At 37.4% G+C, this 18,735-nt stretch carries 19 protein-coding genes; 18 read left to right on the top strand and 1 reads right to left on the bottom strand.

All coding sequences use genetic code 11. The features are described 5' to 3' along the window. Positions 1 to 54: 54 nt before the first annotated feature. Genes argB through ABXT44_RS07100 form a run of 4 tightly spaced genes read left to right on the top strand, consistent with a single transcriptional unit; the run spans position 55 to position 2,942 of the window. Entirely contained in the window at positions 55 to 927 is an 873-nt protein-coding gene (gene argB, locus ABXT44_RS07115; protein WP_416686543.1) for an acetylglutamate kinase, read from the top strand. Continuing rightward, a complete protein-coding gene (locus ABXT44_RS07110) occupies positions 920 to 1,780 on the top strand; it encodes a dihydroorotate dehydrogenase electron transfer subunit (protein ID WP_416686541.1) in 861 nt (286 codons plus the stop codon). The genes argB and ABXT44_RS07110 overlap by 8 nt, the downstream gene beginning before the upstream one ends. Next, positions 1,780 to 2,418, top strand: a complete 639-nt coding sequence (locus ABXT44_RS07105; RefSeq protein WP_416686539.1) for a YggS family pyridoxal phosphate-dependent enzyme — start codon at positions 1,780 to 1,782, stop codon at positions 2,416 to 2,418. The genes ABXT44_RS07110 and ABXT44_RS07105 overlap by 1 nt, the downstream gene beginning before the upstream one ends. Before the next feature lie 32 nt (positions 2,419 to 2,450). Then, entirely contained in the window at positions 2,451 to 2,942 is a 492-nt protein-coding gene (locus ABXT44_RS07100; RefSeq protein WP_416686537.1) for an asparaginase domain-containing protein, read from the top strand. A 17-nt stretch (positions 2,943 to 2,959) separates the two neighbouring features. Here ABXT44_RS07100 and ABXT44_RS07095 read toward each other — a convergent pair whose 3' ends face one another. Continuing rightward, the gene (locus tag ABXT44_RS07095) at positions 2,960 to 3,421 is read right to left on the bottom strand and encodes a c-type cytochrome (RefSeq protein WP_416686535.1); all 462 of its coding nucleotides are present in this window, start codon (positions 3,419 to 3,421) and stop codon (positions 2,960 to 2,962) included. 81 nt (positions 3,422 to 3,502) lie between these two features. On the opposite strand from ABXT44_RS07095, the gene ABXT44_RS07090 reads away from it, so the two are divergent. The 14 genes from ABXT44_RS07090 (at position 3,503) to nuoL (ending at position 18,732) form a co-directional block, all read left to right on the top strand. Next, positions 3,503 to 6,022: an AsmA-like C-terminal region-containing protein gene (locus ABXT44_RS07090; RefSeq protein ID WP_416686534.1), complete on the top strand. Its 2,520-nt coding sequence runs from the start codon at positions 3,503 to 3,505 to the stop codon at positions 6,020 to 6,022. Next, positions 6,019 to 7,437 (top strand): metalloprotease TldD, encoded by a 1,419-nt coding sequence (gene tldD, locus ABXT44_RS07085; RefSeq protein WP_416686532.1) that lies wholly within the window; start codon positions 6,019 to 6,021, stop codon positions 7,435 to 7,437. The genes ABXT44_RS07090 and tldD overlap by 4 nt, the downstream gene beginning before the upstream one ends. Before the next feature lie 94 nt (positions 7,438 to 7,531). Continuing rightward, a complete protein-coding gene (locus ABXT44_RS07080; protein WP_416686530.1) occupies positions 7,532 to 7,888 on the top strand; it encodes an NADH-quinone oxidoreductase subunit A in 357 nt (118 codons plus the stop codon). Between the two features lie 12 nt (positions 7,889 to 7,900). After that, complete coding sequence (locus ABXT44_RS07075) at positions 7,901 to 8,380, top strand: NuoB/complex I 20 kDa subunit family protein (RefSeq protein WP_271537727.1); 480 nt, start codon at positions 7,901 to 7,903, stop codon at positions 8,378 to 8,380. A gap of 3 nt (positions 8,381 to 8,383) precedes the next feature. Then, complete coding sequence (locus ABXT44_RS07070; protein WP_416686528.1) at positions 8,384 to 8,998, top strand: NADH-quinone oxidoreductase subunit C; 615 nt, start codon at positions 8,384 to 8,386, stop codon at positions 8,996 to 8,998. 2 nt (positions 8,999 to 9,000) lie between these two features. Continuing rightward, positions 9,001 to 10,254: an NADH-quinone oxidoreductase subunit D gene (locus ABXT44_RS07065; RefSeq protein ID WP_416686526.1), complete on the top strand. Its 1,254-nt coding sequence runs from the start codon at positions 9,001 to 9,003 to the stop codon at positions 10,252 to 10,254. Continuing rightward, positions 10,251 to 10,724, top strand: a complete 474-nt coding sequence (gene nuoE / locus ABXT44_RS07060) for an NADH-quinone oxidoreductase subunit NuoE (protein WP_416686524.1) — start codon at positions 10,251 to 10,253, stop codon at positions 10,722 to 10,724. Before ABXT44_RS07065 ends, nuoE begins: the two co-directional genes overlap by 4 nt. Continuing rightward, positions 10,721 to 12,022: an NADH-quinone oxidoreductase subunit NuoF gene (gene nuoF, locus ABXT44_RS07055; protein WP_416686522.1), complete on the top strand. Its 1,302-nt coding sequence runs from the start codon at positions 10,721 to 10,723 to the stop codon at positions 12,020 to 12,022. The genes nuoE and nuoF overlap by 4 nt, the downstream gene beginning before the upstream one ends. Continuing rightward, entirely contained in the window at positions 12,015 to 14,258 is a 2,244-nt protein-coding gene (nuoG, locus tag ABXT44_RS07050; protein ID WP_416686520.1) for an NADH-quinone oxidoreductase subunit NuoG, read from the top strand. Before nuoF ends, nuoG begins: the two co-directional genes overlap by 8 nt. A 12-nt stretch (positions 14,259 to 14,270) precedes the next feature. After that, a complete protein-coding gene (gene nuoH / locus ABXT44_RS07045) occupies positions 14,271 to 15,338 on the top strand; it encodes an NADH-quinone oxidoreductase subunit NuoH (protein WP_416686518.1) in 1,068 nt (355 codons plus the stop codon). A gap of 12 nt (positions 15,339 to 15,350) precedes the next feature. Then, a complete protein-coding gene (gene nuoI, locus ABXT44_RS07040) occupies positions 15,351 to 15,842 on the top strand; it encodes an NADH-quinone oxidoreductase subunit NuoI (RefSeq protein ID WP_416651468.1) in 492 nt (163 codons plus the stop codon). 9 nt (positions 15,843 to 15,851) lie between these two features. After that, positions 15,852 to 16,466 carry an NADH-quinone oxidoreductase subunit J gene (locus ABXT44_RS07035; RefSeq protein ID WP_416651466.1) on the top strand — a complete coding sequence of 205 codons (615 nt, stop codon included), beginning with the start codon at positions 15,852 to 15,854 and terminating at the stop codon, positions 16,464 to 16,466. After that, entirely contained in the window at positions 16,463 to 16,768 is a 306-nt protein-coding gene (nuoK, locus tag ABXT44_RS07030) for an NADH-quinone oxidoreductase subunit NuoK (RefSeq protein ID WP_416686516.1), read from the top strand. The genes ABXT44_RS07035 and nuoK overlap by 4 nt, the downstream gene beginning before the upstream one ends. Before the next feature lie 2 nt (positions 16,769 to 16,770). Further along, positions 16,771 to 18,732, top strand: a complete 1,962-nt coding sequence (nuoL, locus tag ABXT44_RS07025; RefSeq protein WP_416686514.1) for an NADH-quinone oxidoreductase subunit L — start codon at positions 16,771 to 16,773, stop codon at positions 18,730 to 18,732. Positions 18,733 to 18,735: the final 3 nt, after the last annotated feature.

The following is an 18,735-nucleotide window of genomic DNA, read 5'->3' as shown; positions in this document are numbered from 1 at the left end:
ACTAGGGTTTATGGCTGTTAAAATACTTTCTAGTTTTTATAAACTTATAACAATATGAAATCTCATACAATTGCTGACGTTCTTACTGAGTCTTTGCCTTATATCCAAAAGTTTAAAGGCAAGACAATTGTCATTAAATATGGTGGAAATGCTATGGTTGATGAGGATCTAAAATCGAGTTTTGCGAGCGATATAGTCCTTATGAAATCTGTCGGCATGAATCCTATTGTGGTTCATGGCGGCGGCCCTCAAATAGGTAAAACACTTGAAAAATTAGGAAAAAATAGTAAATTTGTAGATGGCATGAGAGTTACTGATAGCGAAACTATGGATGTTGTTGAGATGGTCCTTGGCGGCCTAGTTAATAAAGAAATTGTTAATCTTATTCATCAACATGGTGGAAATTCTATTGGGCTTACTGGCAAGGATGGGCGGCTTATTACAGCAAAGAAACTGAAGACTAAGGTTGAGCCTACTTCAGAAATTATTGACTTAGGCCATGTAGGGCAAGTTGATCAGATAGATGTTTCAGTAATTAACTTATTATTACAGGGAGATTTTATTCCTGTCATTGCGCCAATTGGTGTTGGTAAAGACGGCTATTCATACAATATAAATGCAGATCTAGTTGCAGGCGCAATTGCAGAGTCATTAAATGCTGAAAAGCTTATTCTTCTTACTAATACTGCTGGTTTGTTGGATGATGATGGAGAGCTTATGGCTGGAATGAGCTCGAAGATGGTCAAAAAACTGATTGATGATGGAACTATTCATGGCGGTATGCTTCCCAAGATTGGATGCGCTTTGTCAGCAGTTGAAAATGGCGTTGAAGCGAGTCATATTATTGATGGCAGAGTTTCTCACGCAGTTCTTTTGGAGGTCTTCACTGACTCTGGTGTTGGAACGTTAGTTACAAAAAATGGTTAAAAGTAATCGAGATACAATTAGTGTTAATGATTGCCAGATATTAGCCCACTATAAATATGAAGCAGAGCAATATATTATCACGCTAGCCTCAATAGAGATTGCAGAAAATACTCAACCTGGTCAATTTGTCCATCTTTCTGTTTCTGGGATGCTTGCTATGAGAAGGCCTATTTCTGTTATGTCTGTTGATAAGGAAAATGGAACCTTCGATCTTCTTTATAAAATTGTAGGAGAGGGAACTAGGCAGTTGGCAGATCGTAAAATTGGAGATGTTTTGTCGGTTATTGGGCCTATTGGTAACGGTTTTAAAATGACTGATAAAAAAATTCCACTTTTGATAGGTGGCGGCGTTGGAATGCCTCCAATTATAGCAATTGCTCAAAACATTAAAGATAATGATTACTTTAATCCATACGTTATCTTAGGGTCTGAAGTGCCATTTCCTTTTGACACTGTGGTAAGTAACCTAGGCGGGTTTTATTCTTCAAAAATTCATACCATGCCTTTACTGGAAGAGTGGGGCGTCCAGGGCGGACTAACAAGTCTACAAAACTTTGAAGGGGTATATGAGGGTTATGTGACTGGTTTGGCAAAAGAATATTTAGACAGTTTGTCTAAGGATGATTTATTAAATGTTGAAATTTTTTCGTGTGGGCCGCACCCTATGCTTGAAGCTGTCTCTAAATTAGCTAAAGACTTCAACTTGCCTTGCCAGGTATCACTTGAAGAATATATGGCTTGTGCTGTTGGTGGGTGTGCTGGATGCGTTGTAGAGGTCCAAACTGAGAATGGCCCAGCAATGAAAAGAGTGTGCGTTGATGGCCCAGTTTTTGAAGCGCAGACAGTGTTTTAATGATTGCTGGTAATTTAAAGCGGGTAACTTCACGTATAAATTCAATTGAATGCAATCATGAAGTGCAGTTAATTGCAGTTAGTAAAACTCGATCTACTGCTGAAATCCAAGAGGCGATAAATGCTGGCCAAGTTCATTTTGGAGAAAACTATTTACAAGAATCCCTAGATAAAATTTCTTTTTTTAAAGAAAGTAAACTAATTTGGCATTTTATTGGTCCAATTCAATCAAATAAAACAGCCTCAATAGCAGAAAATTTTGATTGGGTCCATAGCGTCGATAGGCTTAAAATTGCAAAAAGACTCAGTGATCAAAGAGACCCTATTCTAGGAAAGCTCAACGTTCTTATTCAGATAAATATTGACGAAGAGCAGACTAAGTCTGGTTTGCTTCTTAAAGATTTAAATGAAATTATTTCAGAAGTGAGTGATCTGCCTAATATATCTTTGAGGGGCTTTATGTGTATTCCAAGTCCAAAAAACTCAGCTATGAGCTTTAAAGAGATGGCAAATTTAATATCAAAATACCCTTTTCTTGACTCACTTTCGATGGGCATGTCCTCAGACTTAGAGCTTGCGATAAAAAATGGTGCAACCTTTGTCCGAGTAGGAACGGATATTTTTGGACCAAGAAGTTAATTATTAATGTATTTTTTTGGGATGATAATGTTATGAAAGTAAGACTACTTATTACGGGCGGAACAATTGATAAGGTTTATAACCAATCAAATGGCGAGCTTGAGTTTGATAAAACACACTTTCCAGAAATGATTTCTAGATCAAGAATTGAGGTGGACTTGACGCCTGAACAAGTTCTGCTAATTGATAGTTTAGATATGGTTGATGCAGATCGAGATTTAATAATAGATAGGTGTGTTGGCTGTGAGGAGAAATTTGTTTTAATTACTCATGGAACAGATACCATGTGTGACACAGCAAAACTTTTAGGTGAGGCCTCAATTGACAAAACAATTATTTTATTTGGATCGATGGTGCCTTATGCAGTGAATAACTCGGATGCTTTGTTTAATTTTGGGTGTGCTTTAGGGTCTCTTCAGTTACTAGAATGCGGCGTTTATGTTGCAATGAATGGAAGGGTTTTACCTTGGACTGATGTTGAAAAAAACAGGAGTCGAGGCGTCTTTCAGGCCTTAAACTCCTAAGTTTGAATCATAGCTCTTTACTCTAGGCTATCAAGCATATGCTGAACTGATAGTTTGATTTCGTTATCTGAGCAATCCATACAGGTTCCTCTTGCAGGCATACCGCCCTTTCCTGCAATAGCTGATAAAGTAAGTTTTTCAAGACCCAAATCAATTCTTGGAGCCCAATCTTCCAAAGAGGCATACTTAGGCGCACCCATTACTCCAGAGCTATGACAGCCTTGGCAGTTGGCACTATAAATTTCTTCTCCAGTGCGCTCAGCTTTTTCTGAGCTTGCAGATGAGGCAACAACAATGCTACTATCAATCCGAACTTCGCCTATAGGTTTTATTCTTTCAAGTAAGGCGCTATCAATCATAACATCACTATTAGATGCCTCTTCGCTTGATGAGTTGAGAGCTTTGTAGCCAATAAAAAGCATAGCAAGCACCCAAACGATAATCATTAGTTTTGTAGAACCTTTAGAACCCTGACTCATTGCGCCTTTCCTTAGATTATATTAAATTCCGGAATATTATACATTTGGTTATAATAACTTGCAGTTTAATGCAATAAAAATATGCTTAAAAAAACTCTATTACGAAGCTTCAATGTTTTAAAGATTAGCACATGGTTAGCTGCATTTATTGCTTTTACTTTATTGGCTGTTGTTGCTTTTTTTATATTATTCCCTCAGACGATTAAAGGATCAATTGAAGATCGCCTCTCTCAAGTGAGTGGGTTGAGCGTTAGTATCGATAAAATTTCTCTAGAATTTCAAGATAATGAGCTTATATTGGCAGTTAGAAATGTTGAAATTTATGCTGAAGGGCTTGAGCCGATTGCCTCAATAGATGTCCTGAGATGGGATGCTAATTTAATTGCTCTATATAGAGGGATTGAAATACCTGGCCATATTGATGTCAATGAATTATTAATTGACACTTCGTCAATTGATGAGTATGTTTCGATTATAAATACAGATTCAGTTTTATCTAGCCTTGGGTTGTCTGGCCTTTTGGCTCTTAAATCGCTTTCTATCAATCGAACGAAGTTAATCGGAGATCAGTCAGTTGAGCTAGCGCCTATAGAAATAACAAGAAATAAACAAAAGGTAAGTTTGTCAATGAGAGACCAGACAATTTTTACTAGCCCCAAAGTTCCTAAGCTTGGGAGTATAGTAAATATAAGCAGCACTATTGATGTTTCAAAAGCAAGAGAGGATAGAATTGCAGTCATTCCTTTTTCACTAAAAAATGAGGACTTTAGTCTCTCAGCTCAGCTTAAAATTTTTACTCAACAAGACAAAGTTTACCTTGAGTTTGAGAGTTATATTGATCAGATTGAAGTTTCAAAAATTAATCAGAATATACCTGATATTCTTGCTAATACTGAGGGTGCTCGATGGATAAATGATGTTTTGACTGAAGGTGTTTTGACTGATATAAAGCTGACAACTCGTTTTAATATGTCAGGCGATCTTGAGGCGCCAAATACAAAATTTTCTGCAAATCTGTTGGGAGCGAAAATAAATGTTAGCTCTGATTGGCCTTCTATTGAAGAATTAGATGCAAAAGTTACTTTTTCAAATGATTATCTAAAGATAGTTGGAAATAAAGCAAGCATGAAAGGTATTGATTTAAGTTACTTGAGCATCACTACAAGGGATTTTAATCAACCAAATGCTGTACTGTCATTAAATGGAAGATTTAGCTCACAAAGCAAGAAGATTGCTAAATTTATAACTCAGTCCCAAGTCCCTTTAAAAATTAAAAGTTATTTTGATGAGTTTGAGCTTAATGGAAAGTTGTGGGGTAATGTTAATTTAATAGAACCACTTCAAAAAACTAGCGGTCAAAAAACTAAAATTGCTTTTGATATGTTCGCATCTGAAAATTCATTAACACTTCTTTCTGGAAAATTAAAAGTTGATGAATTTAGTTCACAACTTTCATTTAGTGATGGGTTGATAAGAACAAAAGGCAAAGGTCTTATTGGCGGCGAACTTTTTCAAATATCTTTAAATCCTAAAGAATGGATTGACGACCAAGATAATAATTTTAGAGTTAAGTTAAGTCACTTGGATAGTGAAACTAATTTTTATGTCACCAAAAATTTAGCTAATCAATGGGATAGCGTCATTGAGTCAGATAACTTACAAGCTAATATTAGTCTAATAATTAATCAAAACGGTAATTATTTTGTTAACTTGAAAGATTTAAATGTTGAGAATTTTGAGAATGTAGATGCTTGGAAGTTAACGCCTAATATGTTTCCTAGTTTTCATTTATCCTCAAAGAATGCTAAGTTCAATGGAAAAACTATCCCTAATCTTGAGGTTGATCTAGTTAATAATGAAGATGTGATGGAAATTAAAAATCTGATTTTTGAAAATATCGGTCTTAGTAATGAGGATTTAATTTTTAATGGAAATTGGCTTAATGGTAAGACTGTGCTTAGGGCAAAAGCATCGAATGATAACTTGTCAAACTTTTTAACCAAATTTGGAGTTGATGAGCCAGTTATTGGAGGCAGTTTTAATGTCGATTTGAGACTATATTGCGACTGTGAGCCGTGGCAAGTTTCTATGAAAAAAGTTAGTGGCTTCATGAAAGCGGATGTTGAAAAAGGAGTCTTTACGAATCAAGACCCAAGCCTCATAAAGCTTCTTTCTTTTATTAACCTAGAATTTATTGCAAATAGATTGAGGCTTTCAAGAAGTGAGCTGAGAGAGCAGGGTTATGTATATGATCAAATAAATGCTAAGTTATTATTTGAAGATGGTGTTGCTAAGGTGGATTATTTTCTAGTTGAAAGTGAAGAAAGTGATATTGAACTTACTGGCTCTGTTGACCTAATTAAAAGAGACTATAATTTAGCAGCAAATGTTCAACCTTCAATCGCTGATACTATTCCAATTGCTACTTATTTTGCTGGAGGTGGACTAGTTGGATTGGGAGTTTGGGCTGCAGACAAAGTACTTTTTGGGGGTAAGGTGATTGGCGAACTATTAGACAATGTTGTTGAAATAACCTTTATGATTTCTGGCCCATGGTCTGATCCAATTATTGAAAAACTAGATGGAGTTAAAGTTTTATGATTAAGCAATTACTCGGTGAACACAAGATTAATGAGAATGAAGTATTTAATTTACTTAGTTCGTTATCTGAAACAGGAGCGGAATATTCTGATTTATATTTTCAACACTCTGTTGCAGAGTCATGGGTTCTTGATGAAGGGATAGTAAAGGATGGTTCATACAATATTAGTCATGGAGTAGGTGCTCGATGTGTATCAGGTGATAAAACTGGCTTTTCTTATTCTGACGATCTTAATATTAAAGCTATTAAGGGGGCTGTAGATTTTGCAAAAGGTATATCTAATAGTAACTCCAGCAAAGATCCAGAGATTTTAAAGACTATTAATTATCCCACTAAGTATGCCGCTTTAAGTCCACTTGATAGTTTAACTTCAAAGGAAAAAGTTGATCTACTGAGGGAAATCAATTCGATTGCAAGAAAGGAGCCCAAGGTTGTCCAGGTTAGTGCTTCTCTATCTGGAGCCTATACAGAGGTATTAATTGCTTCAACTGACGGCGTATATCAAATAGATTGTAGGCCAATGGTCAGAGTAAGTGTAACGGTTATTGTGGAGCATAATGGAAGGATAGAGCAAGCCTCAAGTGGTGGTGGTGGTCGTTATGATTACGGCTACTTTGCAAGAAATTCGCTTGCTGAAACTTACACTAAAGAAGCCCTTCGCTTGGCCTTTGTTGCGCTTGAATCTAAAGATGCGCCAGCAGGAAAGATGCCTGTTATTTTAGGCTCTGGGTGGCCTGGCGTCTTATTGCATGAAGCTATTGGACATGGTCTAGAAGGAGACTTTAATCGAAAGGGGAGCTCTGTTTTTAGTGGAAAAGTTGGTGAAAAGATTGCGAGTGATAAATGCACTATTGTAGATAATGGAACAATTGCTAATCGTCGTGGTAGCCTTACAATTGATGATGAAGGAACACCAACTCAAGAAACAACATTGATAGAGAATGGAATATTAAAGGGCTACATGATGGATAAGATGAATGGTCGCCTAATGAATAAGCCTAGCACTGGAAATGGGAGGCGAGAATCTTATGCTCATATTCCAATGCCAAGAATGACTAATACTTATATGCTAAATGGAAAGGATCATTTTGAAGACATGGTTTCCTCGGTTGAGGATGGAATTTATGCCAAGAATTTCGATGGTGGTCAGGTTGACATTACCTCTGGAAAATTTGTTTTTTCAGCTAATGAAGCCTATTTAATAAAAAATGGAAAAATAACAACTCCTATAAAAGGAGCGACTCTTATTGGTGCTGGAGATGAGGTTCTCCATCAAATTTCAATGGTTGGCGATGATTTAAAACTCGATCCAGGGGTCGGCGTTTGCGGAAAAGATGGTCAAAGTGTTCCAGTTGGAGTGGGGCAACCCAGTTTAAAAATTGACATGCTAACCGTTGGCGGAACTCAGCTATAGTTTGTTGTCTTTTTTGCAATTATTTGAAGGCTAATAACTAGCTGTTTTCCAATAATCTTGTTATAATATCTCGTTGTTTAATTTAGGATAAACAATGCTAGAAAATTATTTGCCAATTATCGTATTTATATTCCTTGGAATAGCCTTTGGAGTCGGGCTTACGTTGGTTGGTTATCTTCTCGGTCCAAGCAATCCTAGTGAGGAAAAAAACTCACAGTTTGAGTGTGGATTCCCTGCATTTGATGACTCGCGGATGCACTTTAATATTCGCTACTATCTTGTTGCTATTTTGTTTGTTCTTTTTGATTTAGAAGTTGCATTTTTCATCCCGTGGGCAGTTGTCCAGGCAAAACTTGGATGGTTTGGATTTGTGGCTATGTCTATTTTCTTACTACTACTCGTAGTTGGTTTTATTTTTGAATGGAAGAAAGGCGCATTAGAGTGGGAATAATGAGGATTAAATATGGCTATTGAAGGTTTAATGAAGGAAGGCTTTGTTACCACATCACTTGATAAGGTTATTAACTGGGCAAGGACTGGATCGCTATGGCCAATGACTTTTGGTCTTGCATGTTGTGCTGTTGAAATGATGGAAGCGGGTTCAGCTCGTTATGATCTTGATCGTTTTGGGATTGTTTTTCGTCCAACTCCACGCCAGTCTGACCTGATGATTGTTGCTGGAACTCTAACCAATAAGATGGCTCCAGCATTGCGTAAAGTTTATGATCAAATGCCGGATCCAAAATATGTTCTTTCAATGGGTTCTTGTGCAAATGGTGGCGGCTATTACCATTATTCTTATGCTGTTGTTAGAGGCTGTGATCGCATTGTGCCGGTTGACGTTTACGTTCCTGGGTGCCCACCAACAGCGGAAGCTCTTCTTTATGGAATTCTTCAGCTCCAAGATAAAATTCGAAGAACCAACACGATTGCTCGCACTTAAGTTATGAAAGAATTTAAGAAAAATTTAGCTAAAGCTTTTGGCAAGAAAAATCTAAGCGAGTCTTTCGACGAGTTAACGCTTGTTATTAATAGTGATAATGTCATTGAGGTTTGCACGCAATTACGTGACGATTTTAATTTTGATATTTTGATTGACCTTTGCGGAATTGACTACTTGACCTATGGAGAGTCAGATTGGAATGGAAATGCCAGCTCTTCAGGTTTTGGAAGGGCGCGCCAAGCACTAAAATCATCAAATAAAAAAGATCAACGTTTCGGAGTTGTTTACCATCTCCTTTCAGTCTCAGACAATCAGAGGTTAAGAGTCAAAGCAGTTCTCTCTTCAGAAAACTTAATGATTAAATCTGTAACGAAAATTTGGAATTGTGCTGACTGGTATGAAAGGGAAGCATTTGATTTGTTTGGAATCTTGTTTGAAAACCATAATGATCTGAGAAGAATACTGACAGACTATGGCTTTGTTGGCCACCCTCTAAGAAAAGATTTTCCAATGATTGGTGAAGTAGAGATGAGATATGACGAAGAGCTAGGCAGGGTAGTTTATGAGCCTGTAAGCATCGAGCCTAATATAAATGTCCCCAGAGTCATAAGGAAATAACTATGTCTGAAATGAAAAACTACACGCTTAATTTCGGACCGCAGCACCCTGCTGCTCATGGAGTTCTTAGATTGATTCTTGAGCTTGATGGTGAGGTTGTAGAACGTGCTGATCCTCATATTGGACTTCTTCATAGAGGCACCGAGAAACTAGCAGAGTCTAAACCTTATAACCAGTCTATTGGATATATGGATCGCCTTGATTACGTCTCTATGATGTGCAATGAGCATGCCTATGTGATGGGTATAGAAAAGATGTTGGGCCTTAAAATTCCAGAGCGAGCTGAGTATATAAGGGTCATGTTTGATGAAATTACCCGAATCATGAATCACCTAATGTGGATTGGAACTCACGCACTAGATGTCGGTGCTATGAGTGTTTTCTTGTACGCTTTTCGTGAGCGAGAGGCTCTAATTGATTGTTATGAGGCAGTAAGTGGCTCAAGAATGCACGCAACTTACTATAGACCAGGTGGAGTCTATAGAGACTTACCAGACAAGATGCCTCAATATCTAAAGTCTAAGTTAAGAAGTGATAAAAAGCTTGAAGAGATTAATAGAAATCGCCAAGGCTCGTTACTAGACTTTATTGAAGATTTTGCGATTAATTTCCCAAAAAGTATTAAGCAATACTCTGACTTATTGACTGATAACAGGATTTGGAAGCAGAGGCTTGTAAATATTGCTATTGTATCTGCTGAGCGTGCAAAACAACTTGGATTTACTGGAGCAATGCTTAGAGGTTCTGGGGTTGAGTGGGATATTAGAAAAAATGAGCCCTATTCAGTTTATGAAAAATTAGAATTTGATGTTCCAGTTGGCGTAACTGGTGATTGCTATGATCGATACCTTGTGCGAATGGAAGAGATGCGCCAATCAACTAAAATTATAAATCAATGCGTTGCATGGCTTAAAGCTAACCCTGGACCAGTAATGTCAGATGATCATAAAGTTACTCCTCCAAACCGTGAAGCTATGAAGGATGATATGGAGTCATTGATTCATCACTTTAAATTATTTACTGAAGGTTTTTGTATTCCCGAAGGTGAGAGTTACACAGCCGTTGAGGCGCCCAAAGGTGAGTTTGGAGTTTATCTAGTTTCAGATGGAGCCAATAAGCCGTACAGAGTAAAAATTAGAGCACCTGGATTTCCTCATCTTGCATCAATGGACGAGATGTCAAAGGGCCATATGCTTTCAGATGTAGTGACCATTATTGGTTCTCAAGATATTGTTTTTGGGGAGGTTGATAGATGATTTCTGATCAAGCAAAAAAAGAAATTGATTTTTGGGTAACAAAATATCCAGAGGGAAGGCAAAGTTCAGCCGTAATGCAGGCACTAACAATTGTTCAGAATGAAAATAATGGGAGCTTGACGGGCGAATTAATGCAAGAGGTTGCTGATCACCTTCAAATGCCATGCATTAGCGTCCAAGAGGTTGCAACTTTTTATGAGAACTATAACCATAAACCAGTCGGCAAGCACATTATTAGATTCTGTCACAACATTTCTTGCATGCTTAATGGCTCAGATGAGCTAATCTCATATCTTGAGCAAAAGTTAGAAGTAAAGACTGGTGAGGTAAGTAAGGATGGTCTGGTAAGTGTTAAGAAAGTTGAGTGTTTGGGTGCCTGTGTTGGAGGTCCAATGTGTCAGATTGGTGATCAATACCATGAACATTTAACGCCGAGTAAATTAGATAATATTTTGGATAATTTAAAATGAATGAAGTCTGCTTTAAAAACTTAGATAAAAAAAACCCAGCAAGTTTTGCAACCTATGAATCAACAGGTGGTTATAAAGTTTGGAGAAAAATTCTTAATGGAGACTTAACTCCTGAGGATATTCTTGCTGAATTAAAAACATCAGGATTAAGAGGACGAGGCGGAGCAGGTTTTCCAACTGGCTTGAAGTGGAGTTTTATGCCTCGCAATCAAGAAGGACAAAAATATGTAGTTTGTAATTCTGATGAAGGTGAGCCGGGCACTTGTCATGATCGAGATATTCTTAGATACAATCCTCATTCTGTAATTGAGGGGATGGCTATTGCAGGCTTCGTAATGAATGCAACTGTTGGCTATAATTATATTCGTGGCGAGTTCATGGAGCCCTATTACCGTTTTGAAGAAGCTTTAAAGGATGCTTATGATGCAGGGTTACTTGGTAAGAGTATTCAGGGGAGTGCGGTTAGTTTTGATTTATATACTCATTTAGGTGCTGGAGCTTATATATGCGGAGAAGAAACTGCATTATTAGAGTCTCTTGAAGGCAAAAAAGGTCAGCCAAGATTTAAGCCTCCTTTTCCAGCAAATGTTGGGTTATATGGTAAGCCAACAACCATTAATAATACTGAGACATTTGCTAATGTTCCAGAAATTTTAACTCGAGGTGGGCAGTGGTTTGCTGATTTAGGGGTTGAAAATTCGGGCGGTACAAAGTGTTTCTCAGTTACAGGTAATGTAAAGAATCCTGCTAATTTTGAAGTGCCAATGGGTACGCCTTTTAGTAAGCTGTTAGAGTTAGCTGGTGGCCTTAAAGAAGGAAGAACTCTCAAAGCAGTTATTCCAGGTGGCTCGTCGACTCCACTTTTGTCAGCAGATATTGCAATGAATATGACAATGGATTATGACAGTATTGCAAATGCCGGCTCAATGCTTGGTGCAGGCTCAGTAATCATAATGGATGACACTACATGCATGGTTAAAACCCTAACACGATTAGCTCACTTTTATTATGATGAGTCTTGTGGACAGTGTACTCCTTGTCGTGAAGGTACGGGTTGGCTCTATAGAGTATTGCAGCGCATTTTAGATGGTAATGGAAAAAATGAAGATTTAGACTTGCTTGTTTCAGTTGGAGAGAAAATAAGTGGCAACACTATTTGCGCCCTTGGTGACGCAGCGGCAACCCCAGTTGAGAGCTTTATAAGACATTTTAGACATGAGTTTGAATACTATATTAAGCATGGTAGAAGTATCGTAGAAAGTGAGCATAATTTAATTGAGGAAGAGGCAATTGTCTGAAATTGAATTTGAAATTGATGGTAAATTAGTTTTCGCTAATCAAGGCGACTCTATTATTTCTATTGCGGATAGAGAAGGTATTGATGTACCTCGTTTTTGCTACCATAAAAAGCTATCAGTTGCAGCAAACTGCAGGATGTGTTTAGTTGATGTTGAGGGTGTTCCAAAAGCCCAGCCAGCTTGCTCTACTCCTGTTGCAAATGGTATGAAAATTCATACTAGAAATGATAAAGCTAAGAGTGCACAAAAAGCGGTGATGGAATTCTTACTAATTAATCATCCTCTTGATTGTCCAATATGTGACCAAGGTGGTGAGTGCGAACTTCAAGATGTGGCAATGGAGTATGGGACAGATGTTTCAAAATTTAACTTAGGAAAACGAATAGTTGCAGACAAAGGTATTGGTGCATTAATTCAAACTGACATGACTCGATGTATTCACTGTACTCGCTGCGTTCGTTTTGGCGCAGAAGTTGCAGGTATAGTTGAAATGGGTGGAACTGGAAGGGGTGAAGGCGTAAAAATCGAGCCATTTTTAACTGAAGGTATTCAATCAGAGCTTTCTGGAAATATGATTGACGTTTGCCCAGTTGGTGCTTTAACTTCAAAGCCATTTAGGTATGAAGCCAGAACCTGGCAAATGAATGCCGTGGAAACAATTGCAAGGCATGACTTAATAGGCTCAAATATTTATACCCAAACCTACAGAGGTAAGGTTAAAAGAGTTGTTGCAAGAGATAATGAATTAATAAATGAAACTTGGATTTCTGATCGTGATCGCTTTTCATACGAAGGACTAAATCATGAAAGCCGAGCATTACACCCTAAAATTAAAAAGAATAATAAATGGCAGGAAGCCAGTTGGGAGGTTGCTCTTGATTTTGCGATTAGTGGCCTGAAAAAAAATGCACAAAATCCAAATCAATTGGGCGTATTAGCTTCAAAAAACTCAACACTAGAAGAATATTATTTGATGCAAAAATTAGCTCGTAGTTTTGGCTCAGAAAATATTGATTATCGTTTAGATAAAGCAGACCTAAGCATTGGAAGTTCCATGCTTTCAAATATTTCTTTATCTGAAATGGAATCAATAGACCACGCTTTAATTGTTAATTCATACCTTCGATTAGAGCAACCAATGATCAATCATCGTATTAGAAAGGCAACTTTAAATGGCGCCTCGGTTAATACGATTAATAATAAAAATTTTGACTTTAACTATCGGACTAATTTGGAAGTTTTATCTTCTCCGCAAAAAACTGTATTAATGCTTCAGTCTGTCCTCAAGTCTCTTCATGACAAAACTAAGACTACTGCTCCAAAGCACTTATCTAAGATCACAGTTGACGATAGTCAAAATAAAATTGCAGATGACTTAATTACTGCAGAAAGGCCAGTGATTGTTATAGGCGAGCACGTAAATAGCAATATATCTTCTTCAGATATTATGAATATTATTTCTGAAATTGCAACGCTTGCGAATGCAAAAATTGCCAACTTAAGCCATAGTGGAAACTCATTATCTGCTGAAAAAGTTGGATTTAAGCCTTCTAATAAAGGAAAAAATGCAACCTCAATGCTTTCTGAAAATACTAAAGCATTTATACTGATGGACGTTGATTTGAACTATGACTTTATTAACCCAAAATTAGCTGCCGATACTTTTAATAAAGATGATGTCTTTGTTGTTTCACTTAATAGTTTTGAAGATGAAGCGTCTCAAATGAACTCTGATGTAATATTACCGTTAGCTAGCTTTTATGAAAGTTCAGGTACGCATATAAATTTTGATGGCATTGCTCAATCATTTAGCGCCTCAGTTAAAGGTCCAGGAGACTCTAAACCAGGCTGGAAAATTATTAAAGTTCTTGCAGATTTATTTGAGTTCAAAGGTTTTGAATATACCGATTCAACTCAAGTAGCTGATGAAGCGCTTGCTATTACTTCAATTGGAAATAATGATATTGTTGATAAGAATACTAAAGCAACTGATGACTCTAAGATTGCAATTCATTGGCAGTATTCGCCTTATGCAGTCGATGGAGTAACTCGCAAAGCTAAATCTCTCCAAGAAACACCAATTGGAAAAATGAATGCTGCATTTATTTCTTTAGTAACGGCCAAAGAGTTGAAGCTTTCAGGTGGTGATTTGTTTCATGGAGTTCCAGTTTCTATTAATGAAACTGTTGCTGATGGATGTGTCTTTGTTCATACTTATCAATCGAGAAAGGGATAGGAGGTATTGACTATGTGGCAATCATTAGTAGACAGTATCCATAATTTAATTCCTTGGTTTGGTGGCGGACTTGCAGACGTAATAATTATCTTAATCAAGGGCCTTGCCCTAATATTTCCATTAATAATTGCGATGGCATACATGACTTATGCTGAGCGCAAAGTTATTGGCTTCATGCAGCTTAGAATTGGTCCAAATAGGGTGGGACCATTAGGGTTATTACAACCATTTGCTGACGTTTTTAAAATGATGTTTAAGGAAATAATTTTTCCTACTAAGTCAAACATTTATCTATTTCTTTTAGCGCCTGTATTGGCCTTTGTTCCTGCAGTAGCAGTTTGGGCAGTGGTTCCATTTGGAGAAGGCTTTTATATTGCTAATCTTGATGTGAGCTTGCTGTATGTTATGGCAATCGGTTCAGTCGGTGTTTACGGAATTGTTCTTGCAGGCTGGGCATCTAACTCTAAGTATCCACTTCTTGGAGCTTTAAGAAGCACAGCTCTGCTGATTTCCTATGAACTTGTAATTGGATTTGTTCTTGTAACAGTCGTAATGATTGCAAGCTCTGTTAATTTAAATACTGTTGTAGAAAAACAAGCTGGAGGGATACTTAATTGGTATTGGATTCCACTATTCCCAATGATGATAGTTTTTTGGATTGGGGCTTTAGTTGAAACAAATAGGGCACCATTTGATGTTGTAGAGGGCGAGTCAGAAATTGTTGGTGGCACGCATGTTGAGTATTCTGGAATGCCTTTTGCATTGTTCTTTATGGCAGAATATTTCAACATGATTTTTATGGCTATGCTGGCAGTTTTATTATTTTTTGGCGGATGGCATTCACCATTCGAAGGTATACCTCTTCTTGAGGGTTGGTTTGAGTTTGTTCCTGATTTATTCTGGCTACTCTTTAAGATGAGTTTCTTTTTATTTTTATATTTTTGGATTCGTGCTTCCTTTCCAAGGTTTAGGTACGATCAGATTATGCGTTTATGTTGGAAAATTTTCTTACCCTTAACGATTGTGTGGATCTTTGTGGTTGCATTGATGACACAGCTTCATATAGGACCTTGGTTTTAAGGAGAAAAAGATATGATAAAAAAAGTTAAAAAACTAGTAAAAGATTTTGGTTTAGGCGAGCTACGAACTGGCCTTAAAGTGACTGGTAAAGAATTTTTAAATAACAATATTACGGTTCAGTTCCCAGAAGAGCGAACGCCAATTTCACCCAGATTCAGAGGCCTTCATGCTCTTCGTCGCTACCCAAATGGAGAGGAAAGGTGTATCGCTTGTAAGCTTTGTGAGGCGGTATGTCCAGCAAATGCGATAACTATTGATTCTGAAATGAGAGAAGATGGTACTCGCCGAACAACTCAATATGATATTGATCTTTTTAAATGTATTTTTTGCGGCTTCTGTGAAGAAGCATGCCCCGTTGATGCCATTGTAGAGACTCATATTTTTGATTATGCGTTTGAGTCAAGAGAGGGAAGCATTATTGATAAAAAAGGGCTTTTGGCTATTGGCGATGAGAATGAAAAAGAGATTAGCAAAGCCAGACTTGAAGACTCTAAATATAAATAATAGGTAGCTATGGAATTTTCATCAATTTTATTTTATGTCTTCTCCTTTTTCTTTATCGTTAGCTCGATAATGATGATTACATCAAGGAATACTGCAAAGGCTGCTTTATTCTTAATACTAACTTTTTTTAGTGCTGCTAGCTTATGGTTGCTTCTTGAAGCAGAGTTTCTAGCAATTACACTTATATTAATTTATGTCGGCGCCGTTATGGTGTTATTTATGTTCGTTATTAAGATGCTTGATACCGATAAATCTACCCTTCGAGCTCAGTTCACGCGCTATCTGCCATTGGGAATTTTTGTATCTATAATTGTGATTGCGCAAATGGTGCTAGTCCTTAATGCTGGTCAGTTTGATCTAGCAATGACGGGTGTTCCAGAAAAGCATGACGCTTCATATAGCAATATTACTGCCATTGCAGAGCAGCTTTATACAGTTTATGTGTACCCTTTTGAATTAGCAGCAATACTTCTTTTAATCGCAATTATTGCAGCAATTACTCTTGTTCATCGAAATGAATCTAGAAGCAAAAAGCAAGATATTTCAGAGCAAATTAATGTTCAGGCAAAAGATAGAATGAGAATGGCCTCTATTAAGCCAAAGTCAGCAAAGGAGTCAAAATGATAGCACTATCTGATTACCTAATTCTGAGCTCAATAGTTTTTTGTATCGGTCTAGCTGGAATCTTTATTAACAGAACTAATATCATTATGCTTTTGATGTGTGTCGAGTTAATTTTGGCTGCAGTTAATACTAATTTTATTGCCTTTTCATATTATGGCGGTGACCTTGCTGGACAAATATTTGTATTCTTTATTTTGACAGTTGCTGCTGCTGAAGTGGCTATAGGTCTTGCAATCCTCACGCTGATGTTTAGAAGTCGTGGCTCGATTGATATTGATGTAACTAATACGTTGAAAGGGTAGCTATGCTTAATATTTATTCTACAATTGTACTAGCGCCCCTAATTGGTTCAATCATAGTTGGACTTGCTGGGAATAGACTCGGACGAAAAGCTTCGCATTCAATTACGATTCTAGGGGTAGCAATCTCTACCGCACTATCACTATATGTTTTTAATCATCACGTTCTAAATGATGGTGAAATTTTTAATCAGAACATCTATACATGGATGCAAATGGGAGGACTCAATATTAGTGTCGGCTTTTTAGTTGATAACTTGACCGCTCTGATGTTGGTGGTGGTTTCATTTGTTTCACTAATGGTGCACATCTACACTATAGGTTATATGCATGATGATAAGGGATACACTAAATTTTTTAGCTACATATCCCTATTTACTTTTGCAATGTTTACACTTGTAATTTCAAATAACTTTATGCAGCTATTCTTTGGCTGGGAGGCTGTTGGTCTGGTTTCCTATCTTTTAATTGGATTTTGGCACCATAAGGAATCAGCAGTTCAGGCTAACTTAAAAGCTTTTCTCGTGAACCGGGTTGGTGACTTTGGTTTTCTTTTAGGAATTGCAATGGTCCTGATGTTTTTTGGTACTTTAGATTACGCCGAAACATTCAGTCAAAAAGATCAAATTATTGGACAAACTTTATTTGGAGGCGTCTCTGCTATAACGGTAGTCTGCCTTCTACTTTTTGTAGGAGCAATGGGCAAATCAGCACAGGTTCCTCTGCATGTTTGGCTGCCTGGCTCAATGGAAGGCCCCACTCCGATCTCTGCTTTGATTCATGCGGCAACAATGGTAACGGCTGGTATCTTTATGGTTTCCAGAATGTCACCCTTATTTGAGTTAAGTGATGTTGCACTAACAGTAGTCATGGTAATAGGAGCCATAACAGCCCTATTTATGGGTTTACTAGGCATTGTTCAAAATGATATAAAGAAAGTTGTTGCTTATTCCACACTCTCTCAGCTTGGCTATATGACTGTTGCTCTAGGAGTAAGCGCCTACTCAGTTGCAATTTTTCACTTAATGACTCACGCCTTCTTCAAAGCTTTGCTTTTTTTAGCAGCTGGATCAGTAATTGTTGCACTTCATCATGAACAAGATATTCGAAAAATGGGCGGCCTAAGAAAGAAAATGCCAATAACCTACGTTACTTCTCTTTTAGGTACTTTAGCTCTGATCGGCTTTCCTGGCTTCGCAGGGTTTTATTCAAAAGATATGATAATTGAGGCCGTTCATTATTCGGACCTACCTTTTGCTGGGTGGGTTTATTTTGCAGTTGTGCTGGGCGTATTCATTACCGCTTTTTATAGTTTACGACTATTATTTTTAGTGTTTCATGGTGAGTCAAGGCTTGATAGTCATACTGAAGAGCATGTTCATGAGACAGCTCCATCAATTACGGTTCCTTTAATATTACTAGCGATACCATCTGTATTGATTGGGTATTTTACAATTGAGCCGATGCTTTTTGGTGGGTGGCTAGAAAACGGAATTTTTATTGATTCTTCTCATCTTGCCGTTTCAAAACTTGAGGATCACTTTCATTCAGCGTTCTCTTTAATAACGCATTCAGTCATGACACTTCCATTCTGGATGATGGTTGGTGGTGGTTTGACAGCATGGGTTTTCTGCATATATCGAACTGACTGGGCAGACCTAATTCAGAGTAAATTCAAACGTATTAATTATGTGTTGAATTCTTTGTATGGTTTTGATCGATTTAATGAAATTGTCTTTGTTCGTGGATCACTGAAAATTGGTAATCTGTTGTGGAAAATTTCAGATATGGCAATCATTGATCAGCTTTTGGTTAATGGAAGTGCTAGATTCGCTCGTTACGTAGGCGCTTTTATTCGACCAGTTCAAACTGGGTATGTCTATCACTATGCATTTTTTATGATCATTAGTTTGATGTTTGTTTTGGGGTGGGTTCTTATTGCCTCAGATTATTCATTTTTTAGTTAAGGT

Source organism: Candidatus Pseudothioglobus sp. Uisw_041 (assembly GCF_048087625.1).
GTDB lineage: Bacteria > Pseudomonadota > Gammaproteobacteria > PS1 > Pseudothioglobaceae > Pseudothioglobus.
This window is presented reverse-complemented; position numbering and strand designations above follow the sequence as displayed.

What these genes read in the sequence shown, in the direction of transcription:
- nuoF (WP_416686522.1), top strand. Translation starts at nt 10,721, where the DNA reads ATGAATGAAGTCTGCTTTAAAAACTTAGATAAAAAAAACCCAGCAAGT.
- nuoL (WP_416686514.1), top strand. Translation starts at nt 16,771, where the DNA reads ATGCTTAATATTTATTCTACAATTGTACTAGCGCCCCTAATTGGTTCA.
- ABXT44_RS07035 (WP_416651466.1), top strand. Translation starts at nt 15,852, where the DNA reads ATGGAATTTTCATCAATTTTATTTTATGTCTTCTCCTTTTTCTTTATC.
- nuoH (WP_416686518.1), top strand. Translation starts at nt 14,271, where the DNA reads ATGTGGCAATCATTAGTAGACAGTATCCATAATTTAATTCCTTGGTTT.
- nuoK (WP_416686516.1), top strand. Translation starts at nt 16,463, where the DNA reads ATGATAGCACTATCTGATTACCTAATTCTGAGCTCAATAGTTTTTTGT.
- ABXT44_RS07075 (WP_271537727.1), top strand. Translation starts at nt 7,901, where the DNA reads ATGGCTATTGAAGGTTTAATGAAGGAAGGCTTTGTTACCACATCACTT.
- ABXT44_RS07110 (WP_416686541.1), top strand. Translation starts at nt 920, where the DNA reads ATGGTTAAAAGTAATCGAGATACAATTAGTGTTAATGATTGCCAGATA.
- ABXT44_RS07095 (WP_416686535.1), bottom strand. Translation starts at nt 3,421, where the DNA reads ATGAGTCAGGGTTCTAAAGGTTCTACAAAACTAATGATTATCGTTTGG.
- nuoE (WP_416686524.1), top strand. Translation starts at nt 10,251, where the DNA reads ATGATTTCTGATCAAGCAAAAAAAGAAATTGATTTTTGGGTAACAAAA.
- argB (WP_416686543.1), top strand. Translation starts at nt 55, where the DNA reads ATGAAATCTCATACAATTGCTGACGTTCTTACTGAGTCTTTGCCTTAT.
- ABXT44_RS07070 (WP_416686528.1), top strand. Translation starts at nt 8,384, where the DNA reads ATGAAAGAATTTAAGAAAAATTTAGCTAAAGCTTTTGGCAAGAAAAAT.
- nuoI (WP_416651468.1), top strand. Translation starts at nt 15,351, where the DNA reads ATGATAAAAAAAGTTAAAAAACTAGTAAAAGATTTTGGTTTAGGCGAG.
- ABXT44_RS07090 (WP_416686534.1), top strand. Translation starts at nt 3,503, where the DNA reads ATGCTTAAAAAAACTCTATTACGAAGCTTCAATGTTTTAAAGATTAGC.
- ABXT44_RS07105 (WP_416686539.1), top strand. Translation starts at nt 1,780, where the DNA reads ATGATTGCTGGTAATTTAAAGCGGGTAACTTCACGTATAAATTCAATT.
- tldD (WP_416686532.1), top strand. Translation starts at nt 6,019, where the DNA reads ATGATTAAGCAATTACTCGGTGAACACAAGATTAATGAGAATGAAGTA.
- ABXT44_RS07100 (WP_416686537.1), top strand. Translation starts at nt 2,451, where the DNA reads ATGAAAGTAAGACTACTTATTACGGGCGGAACAATTGATAAGGTTTAT.
- ABXT44_RS07080 (WP_416686530.1), top strand. Translation starts at nt 7,532, where the DNA reads ATGCTAGAAAATTATTTGCCAATTATCGTATTTATATTCCTTGGAATA.
- ABXT44_RS07065 (WP_416686526.1), top strand. Translation starts at nt 9,001, where the DNA reads ATGTCTGAAATGAAAAACTACACGCTTAATTTCGGACCGCAGCACCCT.